Origin of the sequence: Caenispirillum bisanense, from assembly GCF_900230255.1 — a bacterium.
Lineage (GTDB): Bacteria > Pseudomonadota > Alphaproteobacteria > Rhodospirillales > Rhodospirillaceae > Caenispirillum > Caenispirillum bisanense_A.
This window is the reverse complement of record NZ_OCNJ01000017.1, coordinates 1-19,460: the sequence shown is the minus strand read 5'-3', so window position 1 is coordinate 19,460 and position 19,460 is coordinate 1. Positions and strand designations below refer to the sequence as shown.

Below are 19,460 nucleotides of genomic sequence, written 5' to 3'. Positions count from 1 at the left end.
CATCGCGAACCGTCTCGGCCTCGATCACGGCGTCGTGGTCGAGGCGGTGACGATGGCGCCCGCTCGTCGCACGTCTGCGACTGCGGAAGCAACGGCCGCCTCCAGGCTCTCCGCCTGGCGCGTGAAGTCGACCACTATTCGCCCGCTCTGAAAGGCAACGAGAGCATCGCCGCAGCCGGCATCGTAGAACCGCTGTTCGAAGTCGTCGGCGGCCGGGTCGAGGCCGGAGGCGAAGACTGTGACGTGAAAGGCCTTCATGGTGCTTTCCTGCCAGGTCCGACAGCGAGTGATGCCATAGGCCGCCAGCCACCACAACCCCTACCGCACCCCACCAACCCCCGGCAGCCTGAGGTCGAGCGGCGTCATATCCACCCCCAGCGACAAGCCCAACAGCGTCAGTTCCACCCCCTCCTCCGGCGCCATCAGCAGGGCCGCCCAGCCGCCGGCGGAAATAAGCACGCCGCCGCCGCTGGGGGCGCGGGCGACGGGGGAGTGCCAGGGCAGCCAGTTCTTGCCGATGGCGTTGGCCGGCAGGTCGAGGCCGAGTTCCGGCACCGACCGGCCCACCCAGGCTGCGAAGGTGTTGCTATTGGGGCCGGGGAAGATGCTGTAGCGGCCGTCGTAGGGGTAGCTCTCGACGGCCGCCTCCACGCGGTCGATGAGCGCCTCCACCTCCGCCCCGCCGCGCAGGTCGACCAGCAATTGCGGCCGGGCGCCGAACCATTCGGCGTCGGGCGCCATGCGGTCGCGCACCACGCGGCCGCCGCTCCACCCCGTCACCTCGTATCGCTGCCAGCGGTCGGCGCCCTGGCGCTTGACGGCGATCCACGGGTGGACGCCGAAGATGCCGCGCCAGTTGAAGGCCGGCGCGGCGTAGACCTGGATCACGGCGCGCGGCTCCTCCGCCGCGGCGGGCGCCTGGCCGGTGGGGTTGCGGGTGGCCTGGTGCCAGGCGATGTCGGGCACGCCGCGGCTCACGGCGTTGACGCCGAGCGGCACCAGCATCACCGCGAGCAGCACCAGCACCACCCGCACCGTCTTCCACACCACGCTCATGCCCTGGCCTCTTCCTCCGGTCCTCCCCCGAGAGTGGGGAGCAAAAGCGGCGGAGGAAAGGCGACGGCCTCAGTGCAAGGCGAACTCGGCGGTGGCGAGCCGCATCTCGGCCGGCGAGACGAGGCCCTTGCTCGCCACCTGCACAGAATGCAGCCGCCCTTCCAGGTTCCGCTGCCAGAAGTCGAGGAATCGGCGCAGCACCGGGTAGCCGGGCGCCAGGTCCAGGTCCTGCCAGATGTACTCCTGCAGCAGGGACGGGTGGTCGGGCAGGTGATAGGTGATGCGGGCGGTGGTCAGCCGATAGCCGGTCAACTGTTTGGCGAAAGCGGTCATGGCTCGGGTCTCCGTCAGAGGCGTTCCCTGCGCGGCACTTTCTTGCTCTTCACCCCCTCATGATGCCTGGACGGACACCCGCGAATCAAGATATTCATGTTCAATTTCAATGCTCTAGCAGCACATGGGAGGGAGTGCTGCCAAATTTTTTCATTGACCCTCTTGACGGCCGCGACGGCCTGATTAGATGTACCTCCGCTCGCCGCACCAGCGGGAGCCAGTTCAACCGATAGCAGTCATTTGCTTGAACAAGGAATGACGGAGGCACATGCCATGACGTTTCGGCCGCTCCACGACCGGGTTCTCGTGCGCCGCATCGAGGCCGACGAGAAGACCAAGGGCGGAATCATCATCCCCGACACCGCCAAGGAAAAGCCCCAGCAGGGCGAAGTGGTCGCCGTCGGCCCCGGCGCGCGGGCCGAGGACGGCAGCCTGCAGCCGCTCGACGTGAAGGTCGGCGACCGGGTGCTGTTCGGCAAGTGGTCGGGCACCGAGGTGAAGGTCGACGGCGAGGATCTCCTCATCATGAAGGAGAGCGACATCCTCGGCGTGATCGAAGGCGCCGCCGCCACGGCGAAGGCCGCCTGATCCCCCTCACCCGGAGCCACAGGCAGATTTCTTTCGGAGCATACGACTATGGCCGCTAAGGAAGTGAAGTTCTCGGCGGATGCCCGCGCGCGCCTGCTGCGCGGCGTGGACATCCTGGCCGACGCGGTGAAGGTGACCCTCGGCCCCAAGGGCCGCAACGTGGTCCTCGACAAGTCCTTCGGCGCCCCGCGGGTGACCAAGGACGGCGTTTCGGTCGCCAAAGAGATCGAACTGAAGGACAAGTTCGAGAACATGGGCGCCCAGATGCTGAAGGAAGTGGCGTCCAAGACCGCCGACCTGGCGGGCGACGGCACCACCACCGCCACCGTTCTGGCCCAGGCCATCGTGCGCGAGGGCGCCAAGTCCGTCGCCGCCGGCATGAACCCCATGGACCTCAAGCGCGGCATCGACATGGCGGTCGCCGCCGTCGTCGCCGACGTGAAGGCGCGCTCGCGCAAGGTCGAGACCAACGGCGAGATCGCCCAGGTCGGCACCATTTCCGCCAACGGCGAGCGCGAGATCGGCGAGATCATCGCCAAGGCCATGGAGAAGGTCGGCAACGAGGGCGTCATCACGGTCGAGGAGGCCAAGGGCCTGGAGACCGAGTTGGACGTCGTCGAAGGCATGCAGTTCGACCGCGGCTACCTGTCGCCCTACTTCGTCACCAACGGCGAGAAGATGGTGGCGGAACTGGACAACCCCTACATCCTGATTCACGAGAAGAAGCTGTCCAGCCTGCAGCCGCTGCTGCCGGTGCTGGAAGCCGTGGTGCAGTCGGGCCGTCCGCTGCTCATCATCGCCGAGGACGTGGAAGGCGAAAGCCTCGCCACCCTGGTGGTCAACCGCCTGCGCGGCGGCCTCAAGGTCGCGGCCGTCAAGGCGCCCGGCTTCGGCGACCGCCGCAAGGCCATGCTGCAGGACATCGCCACCCTGACCGGCGGCCAGGTGGTCAGCGAAGAGCTGGGCATCAAGCTCGAGAGCGTGACGCTCGCCATGCTCGGCACGGCCAAGACGGTGACCATCACCAAGGACGACACCACCATCGTCGACGGGGCCGGCGCCAAGGCCGACATCGAGGCGCGCGTGGCGCAGATCAAGGCGCAGATCGAGGAGACCACCTCCGACTACGACCGCGAGAAGCTGCAGGAGCGCCTGGCGAAGCTGGCCGGCGGCGTGGCCGTCATCAAGGTCGGCGGCGCCACCGAGGTGGAGGTGAAGGAGAAGAAGGACCGCGTCGACGACGCCCTGCACGCCACCCGTGCGGCGGTGGAGGAAGGCGTGGTCGCCGGCGGTGGCGTCGCGCTGCTCTACGCCACCAAGGCGCTGGAGAGCCTGACGCCGGCCAACGACGACCAGAAGGTCGGCATCGAGATCGTCCGCCGCGCCCTGCAGGCGCCGGTGCGTCAGATCGCGCTGAACGCCGGCCACGACGGCGCGGTGGTCGCCGGCAAGCTGCTGGAGTCGAGCGACACCAACTGGGGCTTCGACGCCCAGACCGGCACCTACGTCGACCTGGTGAAGGCGGGCATCATCGACCCGACCAAGGTGGTCCGTACCGCGCTGCAGGACGCCGCCTCGGTCGCCGGCCTGATGATCACCACCGAAGCCATGGTGGCCGAAAAGGCCGAACCCAAGTCCGCCGGCCCCGCCATGCCCGGCGGCGGCATGGGCGACATGGACTTCTGATCGGCCGGTTCCCGCGTCTGAACAAGGAGGGCCGCCTGGCGAGGGGCGGCCCTTTCTGGTGGGGCTGGTGGTGTTCTGGGCGAACCACCAGACACCAAGGCACCAAGGGGACCGTGCCCGGGCGTCGGGTCCTACGGCCCCCCTGCCGGCAGTCGTGGAGGACGGCGCCGGCGGCAACCGCCGGTGACGCCGTGGATGGCCGGGTCGAGCCCGGCCATGACAATTTCTTACGCTTTATCAAACCCTTGTCATGCCCGGACTTGATCCGGGCATCTACGGCTCCCCTGCCGCCACCCGTGGAGGACGGAGCCCAACGCCAACCGCCAGTGGCCGTAGTTGGCCGGGGCCGGCCATGACCAATTAACGTTTTACATCAACCACCTGTCATACCCGAGCCTGTCGGCGGGCGCGAAGCCCCAGTCCCCCTAATCCTCCGCCACCGGCGGAACGTGGGCGACGTCGGTCAGCCAGAAGTCCATCAACGAGGCCATCTTCTTGGTCAGGTCGTCCATGTCCACCGGCTTGGTCACATAGGCGTTGGCATAGGCCTGGTAGCTGGCGCGCACGTCGGCCTCGCTTTCCGAGGTGGTCAGCACCACCACGGGGATCTGCTTCAGGGCCGGGTCGGCCTTGATGGCGGCGAGCGTCGCGCGGCCGTCGCGGCGCGGCATGTTGAGGTCGAGCAAGACCAGATGCGGCCGAGGCGCCGCCTGATAGGGCGGGTGGCGGCGCAGGTAGGCGAGCGCCTCGTCACCGTCGCGCACCCATTCCATGGTCAGCGACCTGCCGATCTCCGAGAAGGCTTCACGGGTCAGGCGGGCGTCGGCCTCGTTGTCCTCCACCAGAAGCACGACGGCATTGGCGATGGGCAGCCTCATGCGGGCAGATCCTCCAGGGTGGTGCGGCCGGATGGGGCGGCGGCGGCGGCGCCGGGCGGGCGGACGCCGAGCGGCAGGGTGAAACGGATGGCGGTGCCGCTGAGGCCGTCGCTCTCGGCCCAGATGCGGCCGCCGTGGCGTTCGACGATGCGGCGGCTGATGGCGAGGCCGATGCCGGTGCCGGCGTACTGCGCCTGGGTGTGCAGGCGACGGAACAGCACGAACAGGCCCTTGGCCTGCTCCGGGGGAATGCCGATGCCGTTGTCGAGCACGTGAACCTCCCAGGCTTCCGACCGGCGGGCGGCGCCGACGACGATGCGGGGCGGCCGGTCCGGGTGGCGGAACTTCAATCCATTGGCGACCAGATGAGCGAACACCATCTCCATCTGCCGCCGTGAACAGCATACCACCGGCAGCGGCCCCACCACCACATCGGCGCCGGCCTCGGTGATCTCGCGGTGCAGGGCGTCGCGCACGTCGGCGACCACCGCCGCCAGGTCGACGTCGGCGGGGGCCATGGGAGCGGCGTCCACCTGGCTGTAGTCCATGAGGTCGCGGAACATGGCCTTCATGTGCTCCGACCCACCGACCATGTAGTCGATGTAACTGTCGGCCTCGGCATCCAGGCGGTCGCCGTAGCGCTTGCGCAGCAGCTGGGCGAAGCCGCTGATGGCGCGCAGCGGCTCTTGCAGGTCGTGGGCGACGATGGAGGCGAAGTGCTGCAGCTCGCGGTTGGAGCGGCGCAGCTCGTCCACCATGCTGCGCAGGCGTCGTTCCGTCTCCTTGCGCTCGGAGATGTCCTCCTTCACCGCCACGTAGTGGGTGACGCGGCCGAGTTCGTCGCGCACCGGGGCGATGGAAGCCTGTTCCCACCACAGCGAGCCGTCCTTGCGGCGGTTAAGGAACTCGCCGTGCCAGACGCGCCCGGCTTCGAGCGTGCGCCACATCTCGGCGTACTCGGCCGGCGAGGTGCGGCCTGTGCGCAGGAAGTCGAGGGTGCGGCCCAGCACCTCCTGCGGCAGCCAGCCCGAGGTTTCGGTGAAGCGCGGGTTGACGTAGGTCAGCCGGCCGTCGGTGTCGGTGATGACGACGCTCGCCGCCGACTGCTCGACGGCGCTCGACAGCCGCCGCGCCTCGGCCACCGCGTCGCGCCGCTCGACGCCGCCGGCCGCCAGCAGCAGCCCCATGAGCGTGACCGTGCCAATGAACAGCAGCAGCGGCACCAGGGTGCCCTCGCCCGCCCCGCCGAAGGCCGCCGCCGTCGCCGCGGCGAGGCCGGTCGCCGCCGCGCCGCCGACGCCGAAGCGCAGGGCGCTCCAGATGAGGAAGGGCACCAGCAGCCAGACCGCGCCGCCCAGTTCTTGACCCAGCGGCAGCCGCCCGTCGGCGCTCGCCGCCGCCACCACGGCCGTCAGGGCCAGCAGCAGGATGCCTTCCGGCCCGCGCCGCCACGGCACAGGCGTACGCCGCAGCTCCGGCAGGGCGAGCAGCAGCGGCGTCACGCAGATGATGCCGATGGCGTCCCCCACCGTCCAGCCGACCGCGATGCGCAGGAAGACATCCGGCGGGAATCCGTCGCGCAGCATGAGAAGGCCGGCGCCCAGTGCGCCAGCCGCCACGCCGCCGACCATGGCCGCCACCAGCAGCGCCAGCACCTGACGCAGGCTCCCGATGGGCCGCACCGGACCGCCGAGGCGGCGCATGACCAACCAGGCGACCGCCGTCCCGGCCGTCGCCGCCGCTCCCGCGATCAACGGGGCGCCGTGCTCCGACAGCGGCAGCCAGGCTGCCAGGTGCCCGAGGGCCGGCACCACCAGCAGGCGCGGACCGAACAGCAGCACCGCCGCCAGCGCCACCCCGGCCGCCGGCCACAGGGGCACGACCGCGCCCTGCACCTTGGCGGCGCCGAGAGCCGCCACTGCGGCAACGGCATAGACCCCGGTTCCGGCTGCCACCGCGAGGGCGAGCTGGAGCGGCGTCTTGAGGCGGTCGGCGGTCACGCGTTCCCTCTCCCGCAGCCGTTGCGACCACCGGGGCTCACGCGCGGCGGACGACGGCGGACGATGTCGACAGTTCAACTGTCCGCCAATTCCGGCGCAGGGACAAGTAGACCCACCGCTCAAGGTGGCCCGCGACTTTAGTCGGTAGAGACCCGCCCGCGGCCCTGCTTGATGGAGCCGCGATGCTTCTTGCCGGTGACGCGGCGCTCCTTGCTGGCCTTGGTGGGCCGCGTCGGGCGGCGCTTGCGCGGCACGTGCAGGGCCTGGCGCACCAGCTCGGCCAGGCGCTCGCGGGCGTCGGCGCGGTTGCGCTCCTGGCTGCGGTGACTGCGGGCGTCGATGACGATGACGCCGTCAGACGTCGCCCGGCTGCCGGCCAGAGCGATGAGGCGGGCGCGCACCGGCTCGGCCAGGGCGTGCGTGTTGGCGGCGTCGAACCGCAGCTGCACGGCGGTGGCGACCTTGTTGACGTTCTGCCCGCCGGGGCCGGAGGCGCGGATGAAGCTTTCCTCCAGTTCGTCCTCGGGCAGCGAGATATGCGACGTGACGATCAGCATGATGGGACGGAAGACTATGCGCGCACAGTGGCTCTGTCCATGACGACGCGGCGGGCCGTAAGCTCGGGCTCGGACCGCTCCACCACCACGAGGCCGCCCCGACCATGCTCACCTTCGCCGACTTCCAGCCGGGGCAGAGCTTCGCGCTCGGCCGCCGCAGCCTTTCCGCCGCCGAGATCAAGGCCTTCGCCGCCGACTACGACCCGCAGCCCTTCCACACCGACGAAACGGCCGCCGCCGCCTCGGCCTTCGAAGGATTGTGCGCCAGCGGCTGGCAAACCGCCGGCGTGTTCATGCGGCTGTTCGTCGACGGCCTGCTCCACCGCACCGCCAGCATGGGCTCGCCCGGAGTCGATGCCCTGCGCTGGCTGGCACCGGTGCGCCCGGACCAGGACCTGGAGGGCCGGGCGACGGTGGAGGCGGTGAAGCCGTCGCGCTCGCGCCCCGACCGCGGCTTCGTGACCTTCCGGTGCGAGCTGCTGGACGCCGCCACCGGCACCGTCGTCTTCACCATGACGGCACCTCTCATGATCGGTACCGGAGGATGAACATTTTCGGCCTCCGGCTGTTTCCTCCCCGCCCCAAGCATAACGACAGACCCCGGAGGAGGATTTCATGGAGCGGACGCTGCTCGAGGATTACGCCCGCCTGACCACCCGCATGGCGCTGGGCGGCCTGCATATGGGCGCCTGCGCCGTCGACGCGCTCAGCTGCGACGTCGCCGGCCTGACCGCCGAGGAACAGGCCGCCCTCGGCATGATGGACGTGACGGCCGGCGCGATCCTGGTGGTGGCGCCCGGCGGGTCCGACCGCGGCATCCGCACGGTGCCCCATGCCGGCGCCTATGCCGAGGCCTTCGGCGGCTCGCTCGACACCCTGGTGGTGGCCGACGGCGCCTCCGCCCTGGCGGCGGCCGCCCTGGCACGGGCGGTGGCCGACGCGGTGGAGAAGCCGGTGGCGGCCCTGGTGCCCGGTTTCGGCCTGGCCGAAATGGCGGCCGACGAGATGGGCGGACGCCTCGCCTTCGGCTTCGCCGGCGACATGATGCGCTTCACCCGCGCCATGATGTCGGCCGCCGCACCGCATCTGGTGGAGCCGGGCGACGAGCCGCTGGCGCCCGACATGATCGCCACCCTGCTCGACCGCGACCAGAGCGGCCTGCGCCTGCTGGTCGGCCACGGCCGCGGCGCCTTCGCCATCGCCGAGGCGCTGGATCGCCTGCCGGAGCGCCGCCGCCGCCTCACCGTCGTCAGCCTGGGTGCCCAGGCGCCGCTGCCCGACGACATGGAAGCCTATCAGGTGATCGGCGCGCTGGACGCCCTCGGCTGGCTCAACGCCTGCTCGGAAAAGGGCCGCCGGGTGGTGCCGGGGGCCGGCCACCACCTCAACCGCTGGGTTCCGGGCGCCCTGCCGGTGACCGAAACCCTGCGCGAGATCCTCGGCAGCCGGCCGTCGGCGAGCGTCACGCCCATGGACCGCGGCAAGGCGAAGACCGCCGAGCCCGGCCCCACGGCCGGCACCAAGGCCGCCGACTGATCGGTCACGCCCCCTGCGGCATGCCCGCCGTGATGCCCGGCGCCAGCGCGGCGTCGGGCTCCGGCGTGCCGGCGGTGAGCCGCAGGGGCAGCACGCCCGCCCAGACCGGATGATCCATGTCCTCGGCATCGTCCTTGGGCGGGCCGGAGCGCGCCTTCAGCGCCACCTCGTCGAGGGCCAAGCCGACTACCGCCGTCGCCGCCAGTTCCTTGGCGTTGGGCCAGCGGGCCGCCTGCGCCCGCCCGGGCACCAGCTTGTCGCTGAGCGGCGCCAGGATGCGCGCCTTCTCCTCCGGGTCCTCCACCGCCACGCAGCGGCCGTAGGCCATGACCGAGCGGTAGTTCATGGAGTGGTTGAAGGCCGAGCGCGCCAGCACCAGCCCGTCGAGCAGCGCCACGGTGATGCACACCGGCGCGCCCGAGGCCATCACCTTCATCAGCCGGCTCGCCTTGGCGCCGTGGACGTAGAGCGTGTCGTCGACCCGCCAGGGGATGGTCGGAACGACGTGCGGCTGCCCGTCCTCGTCGACGAAGCCGACGTGGCAGACCAGCGCCTCGTCGATGACGGCGTGAACGGCGGCGCGGTCATAGGACATGCGGTCGCGGCGGCGGCCGGTGGTGCGGTCGGTGCGGGCATAGGTTTCGGTGGCGGACATGGCGGGCTCCCCTCCTCCTGTGGACTGTGGAAAACGGCATCGGCCGCCGTGCGGGGTGCACGACGGCCGACGCGGTTGGTCGACAGGTCCAGGATGCCGGAGGAAGTGGCCCCTCGGCAGGCCCGTTTACTCGGCGGCGACGGTGCCACCGATACGCCGCGGCGCGAGGCTCGAAACGGCCCGGAAGGCAGGCTCTATGGCCTGTGCGAGCTGGCGCACGCGCAGGTTCATGGCCCGGGCATCCACCGCGGCGAAGCCGAGAAGGAGGCCATTGTCCACGGTGCCACCGAGATACATCTGCGACAGCGGCGTCACCGCCATGCCCGCCGCCCCGGCCCGTTCCACCAGGTCGAGGTCGGACACGCCGCCCTGCACCCGCCCGATGAGCTGCAGGCCGCCGGCCGCCGGCTGCATGTCGAGCATGCCCGCCATGTGGGTGCGCCCGGCCTCCAGCATGGCTTCCTGCCGCTCGGCATAGAGCGACCGCATGCGGCGGATGTGGGCGGTGAAGTGGCCTTCCTCCATGAAGTCGGCCACCACCGCCTGGTTGAACACCGGCAGCGGACCGGAGGCGACGGCGCGGGCCCGCACCACCTCGCCCACCAGATGCTCCGGCACCACCAGGTAGCCGAGGCGCAGGTCGGGGAACAGCACCTTGGAGAAGGTGCCGATGTAGAAGACCCGGCGGCCGCCGTCGAGGCCCTGCAGCGCTGTCAGCGGGCGGCCGCAGTAGCGGTACTCGCTGTCGTAGTCGTCCTCGATGATCCAGGCGTCGTTGCGCCGGGCCCAGTCGAGCAGGGCCAATCGGCGGGCCACACTCATGACCGGGCCGGTCGGGTATTGCCGCGACGGGGTGATGTAGGCGAGCCGGGCGTGGGGCGCGACGCGCTCGCCGGTGGCCACGTCCAGGCCCTCGTCGTCCACCGGCACCGGCACGATGTCCAGGCCGGCGGCGCGGAAGGCGCCGCGCGCACCCAGGTAGCCCGGATCCTCGATCCACGCCTTGTCGCCGGGGTCGGCCAGGATGCGGGCGCAGAGGTCGAGCGCCGCCTGGGCACCGGCGGTGATGATGATCTGGTCGGGCGAGCACACCACGCCGCGCGCCGTGGCGAGGTAGCCGGCGACGGCACGGCGCAGCGGCTCGTAGCCGGCGGCGGGGCCGTAGTTGCCGATGGCCGTCTCGCGCAGGCGCAGCCGCTTGGACACCAGCCGCTGCCACAGGGCGTGCGGGAAGGCGTCGAGCGCCGGCGTGCCGGGGCGGAAGTAGCCGACATGGCGGGCGTGCTGTTCCAGGATGCGGGCGTTGGCCATCACCGCGCCGCGCCGCGACAGGCCCGGCCCGCCGACGTCCGGCACCACCGGGGCGGCGGCCTTCGGGTTGTCGGCGCAGGCCTCGACCAGGGTCTCGCAGATGCAGTCGGTGACGTAGGACCCCGACCCGACGCGGCCCTCGATGAAGCCTTCGGCGTAGAGCTGGTCGAAGGCGGCCGCGACCGTGTTGCGCGACACGCCCAGCTCCTGCGCCAGCACGCGGGTGGACGGCAGGCGCGACCCCGCCGGCAACTGGCCGCCCAGGATGGCGCGGCGAATGTGCAGGTAGACCTGGCGGTAGAGCGGCGGGGCTTCCGGCCCGTCCTGAAGATTGACGGGACCAATGACCGCCCCCGAAGGCGCCTTGCCCATGGACTGGACTCCTCGTACTCGACGATTCGGCTCGGAATTGGCCTCAGCTTACCGGTGTCAAATGGCGCGGCCTAAGGTCCATTCATGGGTCCATGATGAGGCCACTTCGACGGCGGAGCCAGTGCCGATCCGCGACCCCTGACCTGCCGGCCGGCGAGGCGTAACCGCTTCGGATAGGGCCACCGACTGGCAGCCCTGCACGACCGGCCCTGGATCGACGGCGGCGAATGGGGCACCTTGTGGGGCCACCACCCGAGCACGAGGATGCGGTATCCCATGGTCTCCAAGCGCCTGTCCCGCGACGATCGACGCGCGCAATTGCTGGCCGTCGCGCTCGATGTCGTCCGCGACGAAGGCGTCGACGCCCTCACCCTCGCCCGGGTGGCGGAGCGGGCGGGCGTGAGCAAGCCCATCGCCTACGACCATTTCGTCACCCGCACCGGGCTGCTGGCAGCCATCTACCTGGATTACGACCAGCGCCAGACCACCGCGCTGGAAACCGCCCTCGCCCGCGGCGGCACGACGCTGGATCGCGTCGCCGACATTCTGGCGAACGCCTGCGTCGAATGCGCCCTCGACGCCGGGCCGGAAGTGCTGGCCGTCACCGCCGCCCTGGAAGGCAGCGCCGAGATGGAGGCCATGCTGCAATCCTGCCGGGCCAACCTGATGACGGTGTTCGGGCGCGCGCTGGAGCCCTTCGGCCTGCGGCCGGGCGCTGCCTTCACCGCCGCCTTCACCGCCGTGCTGGCGTCGCTGGAAGCCTTGTCGCGGGCGGTCTGCGCCGGGTCGATCAGCCGCGACACCGCCACCGCGACACTGAAGACCATCATCCTGGCCGTCGCCGCGGCTCCGCCTCCCGACGCTTGACATCCCCGCCCGGCGGCATAACCTACACTCCGTAACTTACTGATCGTAGCTTACGGAGAAGCGCCATGCCTGCCCTCATCGTCACCGCCAATCCCGACCCCAACTCGCTCACCGCCGCCGTCGCCCGCGCCATCGCCGACGGCGCCCGCCGCGCCGGCTCCGACGCCACCGTCGCCGACCTCACCGCCGAAGGCTTCGACCCGCGCTATGGCGCCGCCGACCGCGCCGCGTTCCTGCAGGGGCAGTCCGTGCCGGCCGACGTCGCCCGCGAACAGGCCCGCATCGATGCCGCCGACGCGCTGGTGCTGGTGTTCCCCGTCTACTGGTGGTCCATGCCGGCCATCCTGAAGGGCTGGATCGACCGCGTCTTCACCCGCGACTGGGCCTATTCCGACACCACCGGCAAGGTGATCGGCCTGTTGCGCGACCGCCCGGTCCACCTGGTCGCCCTCGCCGCCGCCGACCAGGACGCCTTCGACCGCCACGGCCATTCGGCCGCCATCGACAGCTCGCTCGCCCGCGGCATCTTCGGGTACTGCGGCCTGACGGCGGAAACGACCATTCTCTACGGCGTCGAGAACGGCGACGCCGCCCTCATCGCCGACCACCTGCGGCACGCCGGCGCCCTCGGCGAATCGTTGGCCGCCACCGCCACCTCCTCCGCCCGCGCAGCCGTGCCGGCGCAGTGAGCTATTCCTCCCGCGTCTCCCCCGGCGGCGGCAGGGGGAGGCCGGCGAGGGGCTTGATCTGGTCCAGGATGATGGACGACCGCAGGTTGCCGACGTTGGGCAGGGCCATGAGGCGATGCATGACGATCTGGCTGAAGCTGCGCAGATCCGGCGCCGCCACCCGCAGCAGATAATCGGCGTCGCCCGTGGTGAGCGCGCATTCCAGCACCTCCGGCAGGTCGAGCACCGCCCGCTGGAAGGCCTGTACCGCCTCCTCCCCATGTTCCTTCAGCGACACCGTCACCAGCGCGATGACGTCGAGCCCGACGGCCGCCGGCTCGATGCGGGCGTGATAGCCCAGCAGCAGCCCCGCCTGCTCCAGCCGCGCGATGCGCCGGGAACACTGCGACGGCGACAAGGCCACGCGCTCCGACAGGGCGACGTTGGAGATCCTGGCGTCCTCCTGCAAAGCCGCCAGGATCTTGATGTCATAGCCGTCCAGCGCCTCGATGCTCGTTTTCTTCATCTTCCTGTCCCGTCGTGCACGGTTCGATCACAGAGGTGGCGTCTTCGCCGCCCATACGCAAGGACTCGTCACATCGCTTGCGATACACTGTCAGGAAACAAAAATGAATAACAGGCACGAGCGGCGGAACGCGGGGCAACCTCCCGGCGTCGCCACCCAAAGAACCGGAGGAACAACGTCATGGTTTTCGAGCATCCCCATTTCGACGATCACGAGCGTGTGGTGTTCGTGCGCGACGCCGACAGCGGCCTGCGCGCCATCATCGCCGTGCACAACACCGTTCTCGGCCCCACGATCGGCGGCTGCCGCGTGCGCGCCTACGCCAGCGGCGACGAGGCCCTGACCGACGTGCTGAAGCTGTCGCGCGGCATGACCTACAAGGCCGCCATGGCCGACCTGCCCTTCGGCGGCGCCAAGTCGGTCATCATCTGCGACCCGAAGAAGAAGACGCGGGAGATGCTGCTGGCCATGGGCCGCGCCATCAACCAACTCGGCGGTCTCTACACCACCGCCGAGGACATGGGCATGGAAGAGGACGACCTGCGCACCATGCGCCGCGCCACGCCGCACGTCACCGGCCTGCCGGAAGACGGCCTCGGCACCAGCCCCGGCCCGCTCACCGCGCTCGGCGTCTACCACGGCCTGCGCGCCGCCGCCCGCCATCGCCTGGGCAAGAACAGCCTGGCCGACGTGCACGTCGCCGTGCAGGGCGCCGGCCACGTCGGCGGTCCGCTGATCGAGCAGCTGGTACGCGACGGCGCCCGCATCACCGTCGCCGACATGGACCGCGCGCTGGTGGAGAAGATGCAGCAGGCCTTCGGCGCAGAGGTGGTCGAGCCCGACGCCATCTACGACGTCCAGGCCGACATCTTCGCGCCCTGCGCCATCGGCGGCACGCTGAACGCCCGCACGGTGCCGCGCCTGAAGACCAAGGTCGTCGCCGGCAGCGCCAACAACCAGCTGGGCGACGACGAAGCGGGCCGCCTGATGCACGACAAGGGTATCCTCTACGCCCCCGACTACGTCATCAACGCCGGCGGCCTCATCAAGGTGAGCCTGGACGTCATGGCCCTGCGCCACGGCCGCACCCTCGGCCGCGACGCCGTGGAAGCCAAGGTCGTGCGCATCGAGGACCGCACCGCCGAGCTGTTCTCGCTGGCCGAGAAGCGCGGCCTGCGGCCCGAGGACGCCGCCGACGAAATGGCGCGCGAGCGCGTCGCCCGCGGCAAGGAAGCCTGGGCGGCGTAGGCCGCGACAAGTCGGGAAGAAGAGGCGCCGCCCCGCCCCTCAGCGGGCGGCGCCGATGGCCCGCACGGCCGGCAGGCGGCGCTGCACCGGCACGCCGCCGCAGGCCTCGATGGCGAGCGCCACGTCCTCGCTGCGGCAGGCGAGCGCGCCGACGGGCAGCGTCACCTCGCGCCCGCGATTGCGCCGGAGGCCGAGCGGGAAGCACGCGACGCGACGCCACAGGGGCCGGCTGTCGAACCGCTCCGGCCGGTCGACGGCCAGGGCGAAGGTGGCGGCGATGCCGCGGCCGCGCGCCTGCACGGCCCGCACCTGCGCCCAGGGAATGCGGCGGCCCCAGCGGCGGTCGAGGATGCCGTGCTCGTCGATGGTCAGCACCGGGCCGGCGCGCAAAAGAAAACGGGCCGCCGTGATGGCCAGCCCGCCGAACAGGAGAATGCCGAACAAGCCCGCCGAGGCGGTGCCCATGTCGGCGGCGGTGGTGTCGAGCACGACCTGCGCCGCCTCGCCCTCGCGCACGAACACCAGCAGGAACAGCGCCGCCGCGGCGGCCGTGCCGACCACGCTGAGGACGGCGAAGACCGACAGTTTCCGTCGGTCGTAGGGAAAGGTGTAGACCATTGCTCCGCGCCCCTCTCCGCCACCATGCTGCAGTGCATTCATCGTCGGCAGGTAGACCATATCCTTTGGGATCGTACGACTCTTTTTTGACGCCGCCCGCGACCTCCGGAGGGGGTGGCGCCGCAAGTCCTTCTTCTCCAAAGGGCTTAGCCACGGCGGGTTTGGGCCGGCGGCGCGCGGGGCGACCCGGGCGCCGGGGGCTTTTCGCCCTGCGGTGGGAAGGTGATGCCGCGGTGCGGCGAATCGGCTATAGTAGGCGTTGCATTTCCGACCGTGCAGTCGCGCCGCCGTCACCCCACGTAGAGAGGGGGACGCTGCGGCGGCCCCGGCGCTGCGGTGGAGAGACGATGACCATGCGCACGATCCTTCTCACGACGGCCGCCGTGGCGGCGATGGCCCTGGCGCTGGCGCCCCTCCCGGCGGCGGCGGCGGACGAGTCGGTGCCGGCCGCCACGACGCTCGGCGGCCTGCCGCTCGGCCCGCTGCCGCCGCCGGACGGGTCGCTGCCGCTGTCGGCGGTGTCGGCGCCGCCGCTCATGCTGTCGCTGCAGGCGCCCGAGGATGCCCGCCTGCCGCTCGCCACCGGCAGCCTGACGCCGGTGCATCCGGGCGGTGCGCCCGGCTTGGCCGACGACGAGACGCGCACCCTCGGCACCCGCCTCACCCTCGGCCAGCCCCTGGGCTTCGACGCGCTGGGCGGCGCCGTCGACTGGCAGGCCGCCGCCACGGTCGAGCCCGGCCCGCAAGGCGAGGCTTACGGCCTGTCGCTGTCCATCGGCTCCATCGCCGGCGGCGGGCCGCTGCCGCCGTCGGACCTGCGCATGGGCCTGACCTATGGTACCGCCCCCGATACCGGAGAACAGGGCGTGGTCCTGGACTTCAGCTATCGCTTTTAGCCTGATTGCGAGTAGGACTTTCCTCGCTTACCCTGCGCGCCGGGTGTAGCGGGCATGCGGCCGAGGGGGGACTCATGAAGGTTCGCGACGGCACCGATGCGGACGGCGGGCAAGTGGCCGGCCTGGTCCATCACATCAGCGGCGAATTCGCCGGCTGCGACCTCTTCGACCGGGCGCTGCGCGACGATCTGCGAGCGCCGGGATCCACCTTCGCCGCCCTGCGCGGCGGGTTCTGGGTGGCGGAGGACGACCGCGCCGGCGGCCTCGCGGGCTGCGTCGCGCTGGCCGCCACCGACCGCCCCGACACCTTCGAGCTGCGCCACCTCTACGTGCTGCCGCAATGCCGCGGCACCGGCGTCGCGGTGCGCCTGCTGGCGCTCGCCGTGCGCCACGCCCGCGAGGCCGGAGCACACCGCATCGAGCTGTGGGCCGACACGCGGCTGCGGTCCGGTCAGCGGTTCTGGGAGCGCCACGGTTTCGTCCGCCTGCCCGGCACCCGGCCGGCCGGCAACGGCGAGGAAGTGCGCTACGCCCTCATGCTGGATCGCGCCTGTCCGCCGGGATCAGCGCTTTCACCATCCCGATCATGGCGAAATCCCAGCGCCCCGGCGGCGCCTCTCCGCTGTCGCGCCAGCCATGGGCCGCGTAGAAGGCCCGGGCCCTTGCATTAGGCGCGGCCACGTCGAGCCGCGCCCGGGCGTGCCCGCGGGCCGCGATCTCCCGCTCCCCCACGCTCAGCAGCAGCCGGCCGAGGCCGCGCCCTTGCGCCGGCGGATCGACGAACAGCTCGCGCAGCAGATTGCCGCTGGTCCACACCACGCCGAGCGGCACCGCCTCCGCCCCCTGCTCCACGGCGATCCAGGCGCCGGCGAAGGCGACGTCGGCGCCGACCAGCGCCGCCGTGCCGTCGCGCGCCGCCAGCCGCCGCACCTCGGGGCTGAAGGGGGCATAGGCGGCGAGGATGCCGCGCGCCACCAGGGCGCGCACCGCATCGGCATCCTCCGGCCGCACGGCCCGCAGGCCGATCACATCGTCTCCGCCATCACGCCCCACCAGCGCCGCGCCTCGCGCGCCGTCCAATAGGGGCCGTGGCCGGAGAACAGCAGCGTCTCGCCGGGCACCGCCGCGACGAAGCGGCCGATGGAGGCGACCAGCGTCGCCTGGTCGCCGCCGGGGAAGTCGGTGCGGCCCACGCCGCCCTTGAACAGGGTGTCGCCGGTGAAGGCGAAGCCGGGGAAGACGAAGCAGACGCCGCCCGGCGTATGCCCCGGCGTCGCCACCACCTGCACCTCCGTACCCGCCGCCCGCTGCGCCGTCTCGCCGCCGAACCAGGTGAGCGCCGGTACCGCCAGCGGCCGGCCGAGCAGCGCCCTGCCCCACTCCGCCGCCGCATCGAGCACCGGCCGCTCGTTCTCGTGCGCGATCACCGGCGCCCCGGTCAGTGCCGCCGTCGCCTCGAGCCCGGCGATGTGGTCGGGGTGGCCGTGGGTGAGCAGCACGGCGTCCACCGTCTGCGCCCCGCCGTTGGCCGCCAGCCGCGCCGCGATCCGCTCCGCCGCGTCGCCCGGATCGACCACCGCCTGGGCGCCGGAGGGCACGTGCTTCACGACGTAGCAGTTCTGGTAATAGGGCGGATCGGAGACCACCACGTGGATCTCGTAGTCACCGACGACGACGGGGCTCTCGAACGGCTGCATGGGCTCCTCCGGCTGCGAGCCGGCATGGTGGCGGCGGGGCGGGTTGGGGTCAAGATCCAGGCGGTCGGGGAGGGTTTGGGGGAACCACCAAGACACCAAGACACCAAGGTCGCCGCGGCTTGTTCCGGCGCGCGGGGCCGTGGCGACCGTCACCGCGTGCTCCGAGAGAGCATCACTCTGGTGGCGCCGCGCCACCGCCGTGCGGACCGGATACAGGTGCCCCGGCTTGCACGACCTCTTGGTGTCTTGGTGTCTTGGTGGTGAAAAAGCCCCCTCCCCCAGCCTCACCCGAACAGGTCGCGATCCCGCCCGTCGCCGAAGGTGTCGACCACGTAGTCGATGTCCTTGTCGCCGCGGCCCGACAGGTTGACCAGGATGCACTCGCCGGCCGGGCGCTGTTTCGCCAGCTTCATGGCGTGGGCCACCGCGTGGGCGCTTTCCAGCGCCGGGATGATGCCCTCATGGCGCGACAGGGCGTAGAAGGCGTTCAGCGTCTCGGCATCGGAGGCGGCGGCGTACTGCACCCGGCCGCTCTCGTGCAGGAAGCTGTGCTCAGGCCCGACGCCCGGATAGTCGAGGCCCGAGGCGATGGAGTGCACCGGCGCCGGGTTGCCCTCGGCATCCTTCAGCATGAGGCAGCGGAAGCCGTGGATGACGCCTTCCTCGCCGTAGGTGATGGTGGCGGCGTGCTGGCCGAGTTCCGTGCCCGTGCCGTGCGGCTCGACCCCGTGCAGGGCGACGGCGGGCTCGTCGATGAAGCCGGCGAAGATGCCCATGGCGTTGGAGCCGCCGCCGACGCAGGCCACAACGTGATCGGGCAGGCGGCCGTCGGTGATCTCGGCGAACTGCTCGCGCGCCTCGACGCCGATCACCGACTGGAAGTCGCGCACCATCATGGGGAACGGGTGCGGCCCGACCACCGAGCCGATGGCGTAGAGCGTGGTTTCCGGGTCCTTCAGGTAGGACACGAAGGCGCTGTCCACCGCCTCCTTCAGGGTGCGGCCGCCGAACCCGACGGGCACCACGGTGGCGCCGAGCAGCTTCATGCGCACGACGTTGGGGTGTTCCTTGGCGATGTCCACCTCGCCCATGTGGATCTCGCACTCCATGCCGAAGTAGGCCGCCGCCGTCGCCAGCGCCACGCCGTGCTGGCCGGCGCCCGTCTCGGCGATGAGCTTCTTCTTGCCCATGTGCTTGGCGAGCAGCGCCTCGCCCATGCAGTGGTTGAGCTTGTGGGCGCCGGTGTGGTTGAGGTCCTCGCGCTTGAGGTAGATGCGCGCGCCGTTCAGCCGCTCCGACAGGTTTGCGGCGTAGGAGACGGGGGTGGGCCGGCCCTGGAAGTGCTTGCGGATGTGGCGCAGCTCATTGACGAACTGCGCCGACCGCGAGATGCGCAGGTAGGCGTCGGTGACCGCCTGCATGTGCGGCACCAGCTCGGGCGGAATGAAACTGCCGCCGAACTTCCCGAAGAACCCCTCGGCATCGGGGTACGTGCGCAGATGACTCATGGGGATGCCCCTCCCGTGGGTGCGGTTGTTGGTGGTGGGGCGGGAGGGTAGCGGAGGTTGGGGTGGGGTGGGAAGGGGGTGGCGTGGGGGAGCAGTTGATCGGCCGCCCCTCCCTAGCCAAAGATCCACTAGGCTCCAGACTCATAACCAGTAGCTGACGAAGGCGGCGATCTGGACGGCGGCGAGGAAGTTGACGGCCAAGCGGTCATATCTCGTGGCGATGCGGCGGAAGTCCTTCAGCCGGCCGAACATGCGCTCGATGGCGTTGCGGTCGCGGTAGAGGAAGGGCGAAAAGCAGTTCTTCCAGCGCCTGTTGGCCTTGGGCGGGATGTTCGGGGCGGCTCCCTGGTTCTCGATGATCTGCCGCACGCGGTCTGTGTCGTAGCCCTTGTCGGCATGGACGATGACCTCCGCCGGCAGCGCCTCAAGAAGAGGTTCGCCGCCGCGACAGTCGGAGGCG

At 71.0% G+C, this 19,460-nt stretch carries 21 protein-coding genes and 2 pseudogenes; 9 read left to right on the top strand and 14 right to left on the bottom strand.

Annotation, left to right across the window (positions count from 1 at the left end; all coding sequences use genetic code 11):
* Positions 1–24: 24 nt before the first annotated feature.
* The 3 genes from CRP50_RS23105 to CRP50_RS23095 form a co-directional block, all read right to left on the bottom strand.
* Positions 25–258 carry a hypothetical protein gene (locus CRP50_RS23105; protein WP_097281569.1) on the bottom strand — a complete coding sequence of 78 codons (234 nt, stop codon included), beginning with the start codon at positions 256–258 and terminating at the stop codon, positions 25–27.
* 60 nt (positions 259–318) lie between these two features.
* Entirely contained in the window at positions 319–1,056 is a 738-nt protein-coding gene (locus CRP50_RS23100) for a DUF3750 domain-containing protein (protein WP_097281568.1), read from the bottom strand.
* 69 nt (positions 1,057–1,125) lie between these two features.
* On the bottom strand, positions 1,126–1,389 hold the full coding sequence (locus CRP50_RS23095; RefSeq protein WP_097281567.1) for an usg protein: 264 nt from the start codon (positions 1,387–1,389) through the stop codon (positions 1,126–1,128).
* A gap of 273 nt (positions 1,390–1,662) precedes the next feature.
* Here CRP50_RS23095 and groES point away from each other — a divergent pair, with 273 nt between their 5' ends.
* Both groES and groL read left to right on the top strand, forming a co-directional pair.
* Complete coding sequence (groES, locus tag CRP50_RS23090) at positions 1,663–1,977, top strand: co-chaperone GroES (RefSeq protein ID WP_097281566.1); 315 nt, start codon at positions 1,663–1,665, stop codon at positions 1,975–1,977.
* 48 nt (positions 1,978–2,025) lie between these two features.
* The gene (gene groL / locus CRP50_RS23085) at positions 2,026–3,663 is read left to right on the top strand and encodes a chaperonin GroEL (protein WP_097281565.1); all 1,638 of its coding nucleotides are present in this window, start codon (positions 2,026–2,028) and stop codon (positions 3,661–3,663) included.
* A gap of 425 nt (positions 3,664–4,088) precedes the next feature.
* Here groL and CRP50_RS23080 read toward each other — a convergent pair whose 3' ends face one another.
* From CRP50_RS23080 to arfB, 3 genes are all read right to left on the bottom strand, one after another.
* Positions 4,089–4,541: a response regulator gene (locus CRP50_RS23080; RefSeq protein WP_097281564.1), complete on the bottom strand. Its 453-nt coding sequence runs from the start codon at positions 4,539–4,541 to the stop codon at positions 4,089–4,091.
* Positions 4,538–6,541: a PAS domain S-box protein gene (locus CRP50_RS23075; RefSeq protein ID WP_176525316.1), complete on the bottom strand. Its 2,004-nt coding sequence runs from the start codon at positions 6,539–6,541 to the stop codon at positions 4,538–4,540. Before CRP50_RS23075 ends, CRP50_RS23080 begins: the two co-directional genes overlap by 4 nt.
* Positions 6,542–6,678: 137 nt before the next feature.
* Positions 6,679–7,098 carry an alternative ribosome rescue aminoacyl-tRNA hydrolase ArfB gene (arfB, locus tag CRP50_RS23070; protein ID WP_097281562.1) on the bottom strand — a complete coding sequence of 140 codons (420 nt, stop codon included), beginning with the start codon at positions 7,096–7,098 and terminating at the stop codon, positions 6,679–6,681.
* A 104-nt stretch (positions 7,099–7,202) separates the two neighbouring features.
* Here arfB and CRP50_RS23065 point away from each other — a divergent pair, with 104 nt between their 5' ends.
* On the top strand, positions 7,203–7,646 hold the full coding sequence (locus tag CRP50_RS23065; protein ID WP_097281561.1) for a MaoC family dehydratase: 444 nt from the start codon (positions 7,203–7,205) through the stop codon (positions 7,644–7,646).
* A gap of 67 nt (positions 7,647–7,713) precedes the next feature.
* Positions 7,714–8,634, top strand: coding sequence for a hypothetical protein (locus CRP50_RS23060; RefSeq protein ID WP_097281560.1), 921 nt, complete (start codon positions 7,714–7,716; stop codon positions 8,632–8,634).
* A gap of 4 nt (positions 8,635–8,638) precedes the next feature.
* Here CRP50_RS23060 and CRP50_RS23055 read toward each other — a convergent pair whose 3' ends face one another.
* Both CRP50_RS23055 and CRP50_RS23050 read right to left on the bottom strand, forming a co-directional pair.
* Positions 8,639–9,289 carry a pyridoxamine 5'-phosphate oxidase family protein gene (locus CRP50_RS23055; protein ID WP_097281559.1) on the bottom strand — a complete coding sequence of 217 codons (651 nt, stop codon included), beginning with the start codon at positions 9,287–9,289 and terminating at the stop codon, positions 8,639–8,641.
* Between the two features lie 126 nt (positions 9,290–9,415).
* Positions 9,416–10,972, bottom strand: a complete 1,557-nt coding sequence (locus tag CRP50_RS23050; protein ID WP_097281558.1) for a PLP-dependent aminotransferase family protein — start codon at positions 10,970–10,972, stop codon at positions 9,416–9,418.
* Positions 10,973–11,248: 276 nt separating this feature from the next.
* Between CRP50_RS23050 and CRP50_RS23045 the strand changes: the two genes are divergently transcribed.
* On the top strand, positions 11,249–11,839 hold the full coding sequence (locus CRP50_RS23045; protein ID WP_176525315.1) for a TetR/AcrR family transcriptional regulator: 591 nt from the start codon (positions 11,249–11,251) through the stop codon (positions 11,837–11,839).
* Between the two features lie 65 nt (positions 11,840–11,904).
* Positions 11,905–12,528, top strand: coding sequence for an NAD(P)H-dependent oxidoreductase (locus CRP50_RS23040; RefSeq protein WP_097281556.1), 624 nt, complete (start codon positions 11,905–11,907; stop codon positions 12,526–12,528).
* A gap of 1 nt (position 12,529) precedes the next feature.
* On the opposite strand, the gene CRP50_RS23035 is transcribed toward CRP50_RS23040, so the two are convergent.
* Positions 12,530–13,033 (bottom strand): Lrp/AsnC family transcriptional regulator, encoded by a 504-nt coding sequence (locus CRP50_RS23035; RefSeq protein ID WP_097281555.1) that lies wholly within the window; start codon positions 13,031–13,033, stop codon positions 12,530–12,532.
* A gap of 180 nt (positions 13,034–13,213) precedes the next feature.
* Here CRP50_RS23035 and CRP50_RS23030 point away from each other — a divergent pair, with 180 nt between their 5' ends.
* Positions 13,214–14,281, top strand: coding sequence for a Glu/Leu/Phe/Val family dehydrogenase (locus tag CRP50_RS23030; protein WP_097281554.1), 1,068 nt, complete (start codon positions 13,214–13,216; stop codon positions 14,279–14,281).
* A 39-nt stretch (positions 14,282–14,320) separates the two neighbouring features.
* Here CRP50_RS23030 and CRP50_RS23025 read toward each other — a convergent pair whose 3' ends face one another.
* Positions 14,321–14,899 carry a hypothetical protein gene (locus tag CRP50_RS23025; RefSeq protein WP_097281553.1) on the bottom strand — a complete coding sequence of 193 codons (579 nt, stop codon included), beginning with the start codon at positions 14,897–14,899 and terminating at the stop codon, positions 14,321–14,323.
* 353 nt (positions 14,900–15,252) lie between these two features.
* Here CRP50_RS23025 and CRP50_RS23020 point away from each other — a divergent pair, with 353 nt between their 5' ends.
* Positions 15,253–15,795 carry a hypothetical protein gene (locus CRP50_RS23020; protein ID WP_141415234.1) on the top strand — a complete coding sequence of 181 codons (543 nt, stop codon included), beginning with the start codon at positions 15,253–15,255 and terminating at the stop codon, positions 15,793–15,795.
* Positions 15,796–15,869: 74 nt separating this feature from the next.
* Positions 15,870–16,229: pseudogene (locus CRP50_RS26585) on the top strand (GNAT family N-acetyltransferase); the annotation flags it as partial.
* Positions 16,230–16,329: 100 nt separating this feature from the next.
* Here the strand turns inward: CRP50_RS26585 and CRP50_RS25850 are convergent.
* The 4 genes and pseudogenes from CRP50_RS25850 to CRP50_RS22995 form a co-directional block, all read right to left on the bottom strand.
* On the bottom strand, positions 16,330–16,824 hold the full coding sequence (locus CRP50_RS25850; RefSeq protein WP_141415233.1) for a GNAT family N-acetyltransferase: 495 nt from the start codon (positions 16,822–16,824) through the stop codon (positions 16,330–16,332).
* Positions 16,821–17,492: an MBL fold metallo-hydrolase gene (locus CRP50_RS23005; RefSeq protein WP_097281550.1), complete on the bottom strand. Its 672-nt coding sequence runs from the start codon at positions 17,490–17,492 to the stop codon at positions 16,821–16,823. The genes CRP50_RS25850 and CRP50_RS23005 overlap by 4 nt, the downstream gene beginning before the upstream one ends.
* Before the next feature lie 284 nt (positions 17,493–17,776).
* Positions 17,777–19,006, bottom strand: coding sequence for a tryptophan synthase subunit beta (gene trpB, locus CRP50_RS23000; RefSeq protein WP_416045221.1), 1,230 nt, complete (start codon positions 19,004–19,006; stop codon positions 17,777–17,779).
* A gap of 135 nt (positions 19,007–19,141) precedes the next feature.
* Positions 19,142–19,460: pseudogene (locus CRP50_RS22995) on the bottom strand (IS5-like element ISSen2 family transposase); the annotation flags it as partial.

What these genes read in the sequence shown, in the direction of transcription:
- CRP50_RS23005 (WP_097281550.1), bottom strand. Translation starts at nt 17,492, where the DNA reads ATGCAGCCGTTCGAGAGCCCCGTCGTCGTCGGTGACTACGAGATCCAC.
- CRP50_RS23055 (WP_097281559.1), bottom strand. Translation starts at nt 9,289, where the DNA reads ATGTCCGCCACCGAAACCTATGCCCGCACCGACCGCACCACCGGCCGC.
- CRP50_RS23105 (WP_097281569.1), bottom strand. Translation starts at nt 258, where the DNA reads ATGAAGGCCTTTCACGTCACAGTCTTCGCCTCCGGCCTCGACCCGGCC.
- CRP50_RS23045 (WP_176525315.1), top strand. Translation starts at nt 11,249, where the DNA reads ATGGTCTCCAAGCGCCTGTCCCGCGACGATCGACGCGCGCAATTGCTG.
- CRP50_RS23095 (WP_097281567.1), bottom strand. Translation starts at nt 1,389, where the DNA reads ATGACCGCTTTCGCCAAACAGTTGACCGGCTATCGGCTGACCACCGCC.
- CRP50_RS23025 (WP_097281553.1), bottom strand. Translation starts at nt 14,899, where the DNA reads ATGGTCTACACCTTTCCCTACGACCGACGGAAACTGTCGGTCTTCGCC.
- CRP50_RS23040 (WP_097281556.1), top strand. Translation starts at nt 11,905, where the DNA reads ATGCCTGCCCTCATCGTCACCGCCAATCCCGACCCCAACTCGCTCACC.
- CRP50_RS23030 (WP_097281554.1), top strand. Translation starts at nt 13,214, where the DNA reads ATGGTTTTCGAGCATCCCCATTTCGACGATCACGAGCGTGTGGTGTTC.
- CRP50_RS23065 (WP_097281561.1), top strand. Translation starts at nt 7,203, where the DNA reads ATGCTCACCTTCGCCGACTTCCAGCCGGGGCAGAGCTTCGCGCTCGGC.
- arfB (WP_097281562.1), bottom strand. Translation starts at nt 7,098, where the DNA reads ATGCTGATCGTCACGTCGCATATCTCGCTGCCCGAGGACGAACTGGAG.
- groES (WP_097281566.1), top strand. Translation starts at nt 1,663, where the DNA reads ATGACGTTTCGGCCGCTCCACGACCGGGTTCTCGTGCGCCGCATCGAG.
- CRP50_RS23035 (WP_097281555.1), bottom strand. Translation starts at nt 13,033, where the DNA reads ATGAAGAAAACGAGCATCGAGGCGCTGGACGGCTATGACATCAAGATC.
- CRP50_RS23050 (WP_097281558.1), bottom strand. Translation starts at nt 10,972, where the DNA reads ATGGGCAAGGCGCCTTCGGGGGCGGTCATTGGTCCCGTCAATCTTCAG.
- CRP50_RS23060 (WP_097281560.1), top strand. Translation starts at nt 7,714, where the DNA reads ATGGAGCGGACGCTGCTCGAGGATTACGCCCGCCTGACCACCCGCATG.
- CRP50_RS23020 (WP_141415234.1), top strand. Translation starts at nt 15,253, where the DNA reads ATGCGCACGATCCTTCTCACGACGGCCGCCGTGGCGGCGATGGCCCTG.
- groL (WP_097281565.1), top strand. Translation starts at nt 2,026, where the DNA reads ATGGCCGCTAAGGAAGTGAAGTTCTCGGCGGATGCCCGCGCGCGCCTG.
- CRP50_RS23080 (WP_097281564.1), bottom strand. Translation starts at nt 4,541, where the DNA reads ATGAGGCTGCCCATCGCCAATGCCGTCGTGCTTCTGGTGGAGGACAAC.
- CRP50_RS23100 (WP_097281568.1), bottom strand. Translation starts at nt 1,056, where the DNA reads ATGAGCGTGGTGTGGAAGACGGTGCGGGTGGTGCTGGTGCTGCTCGCG.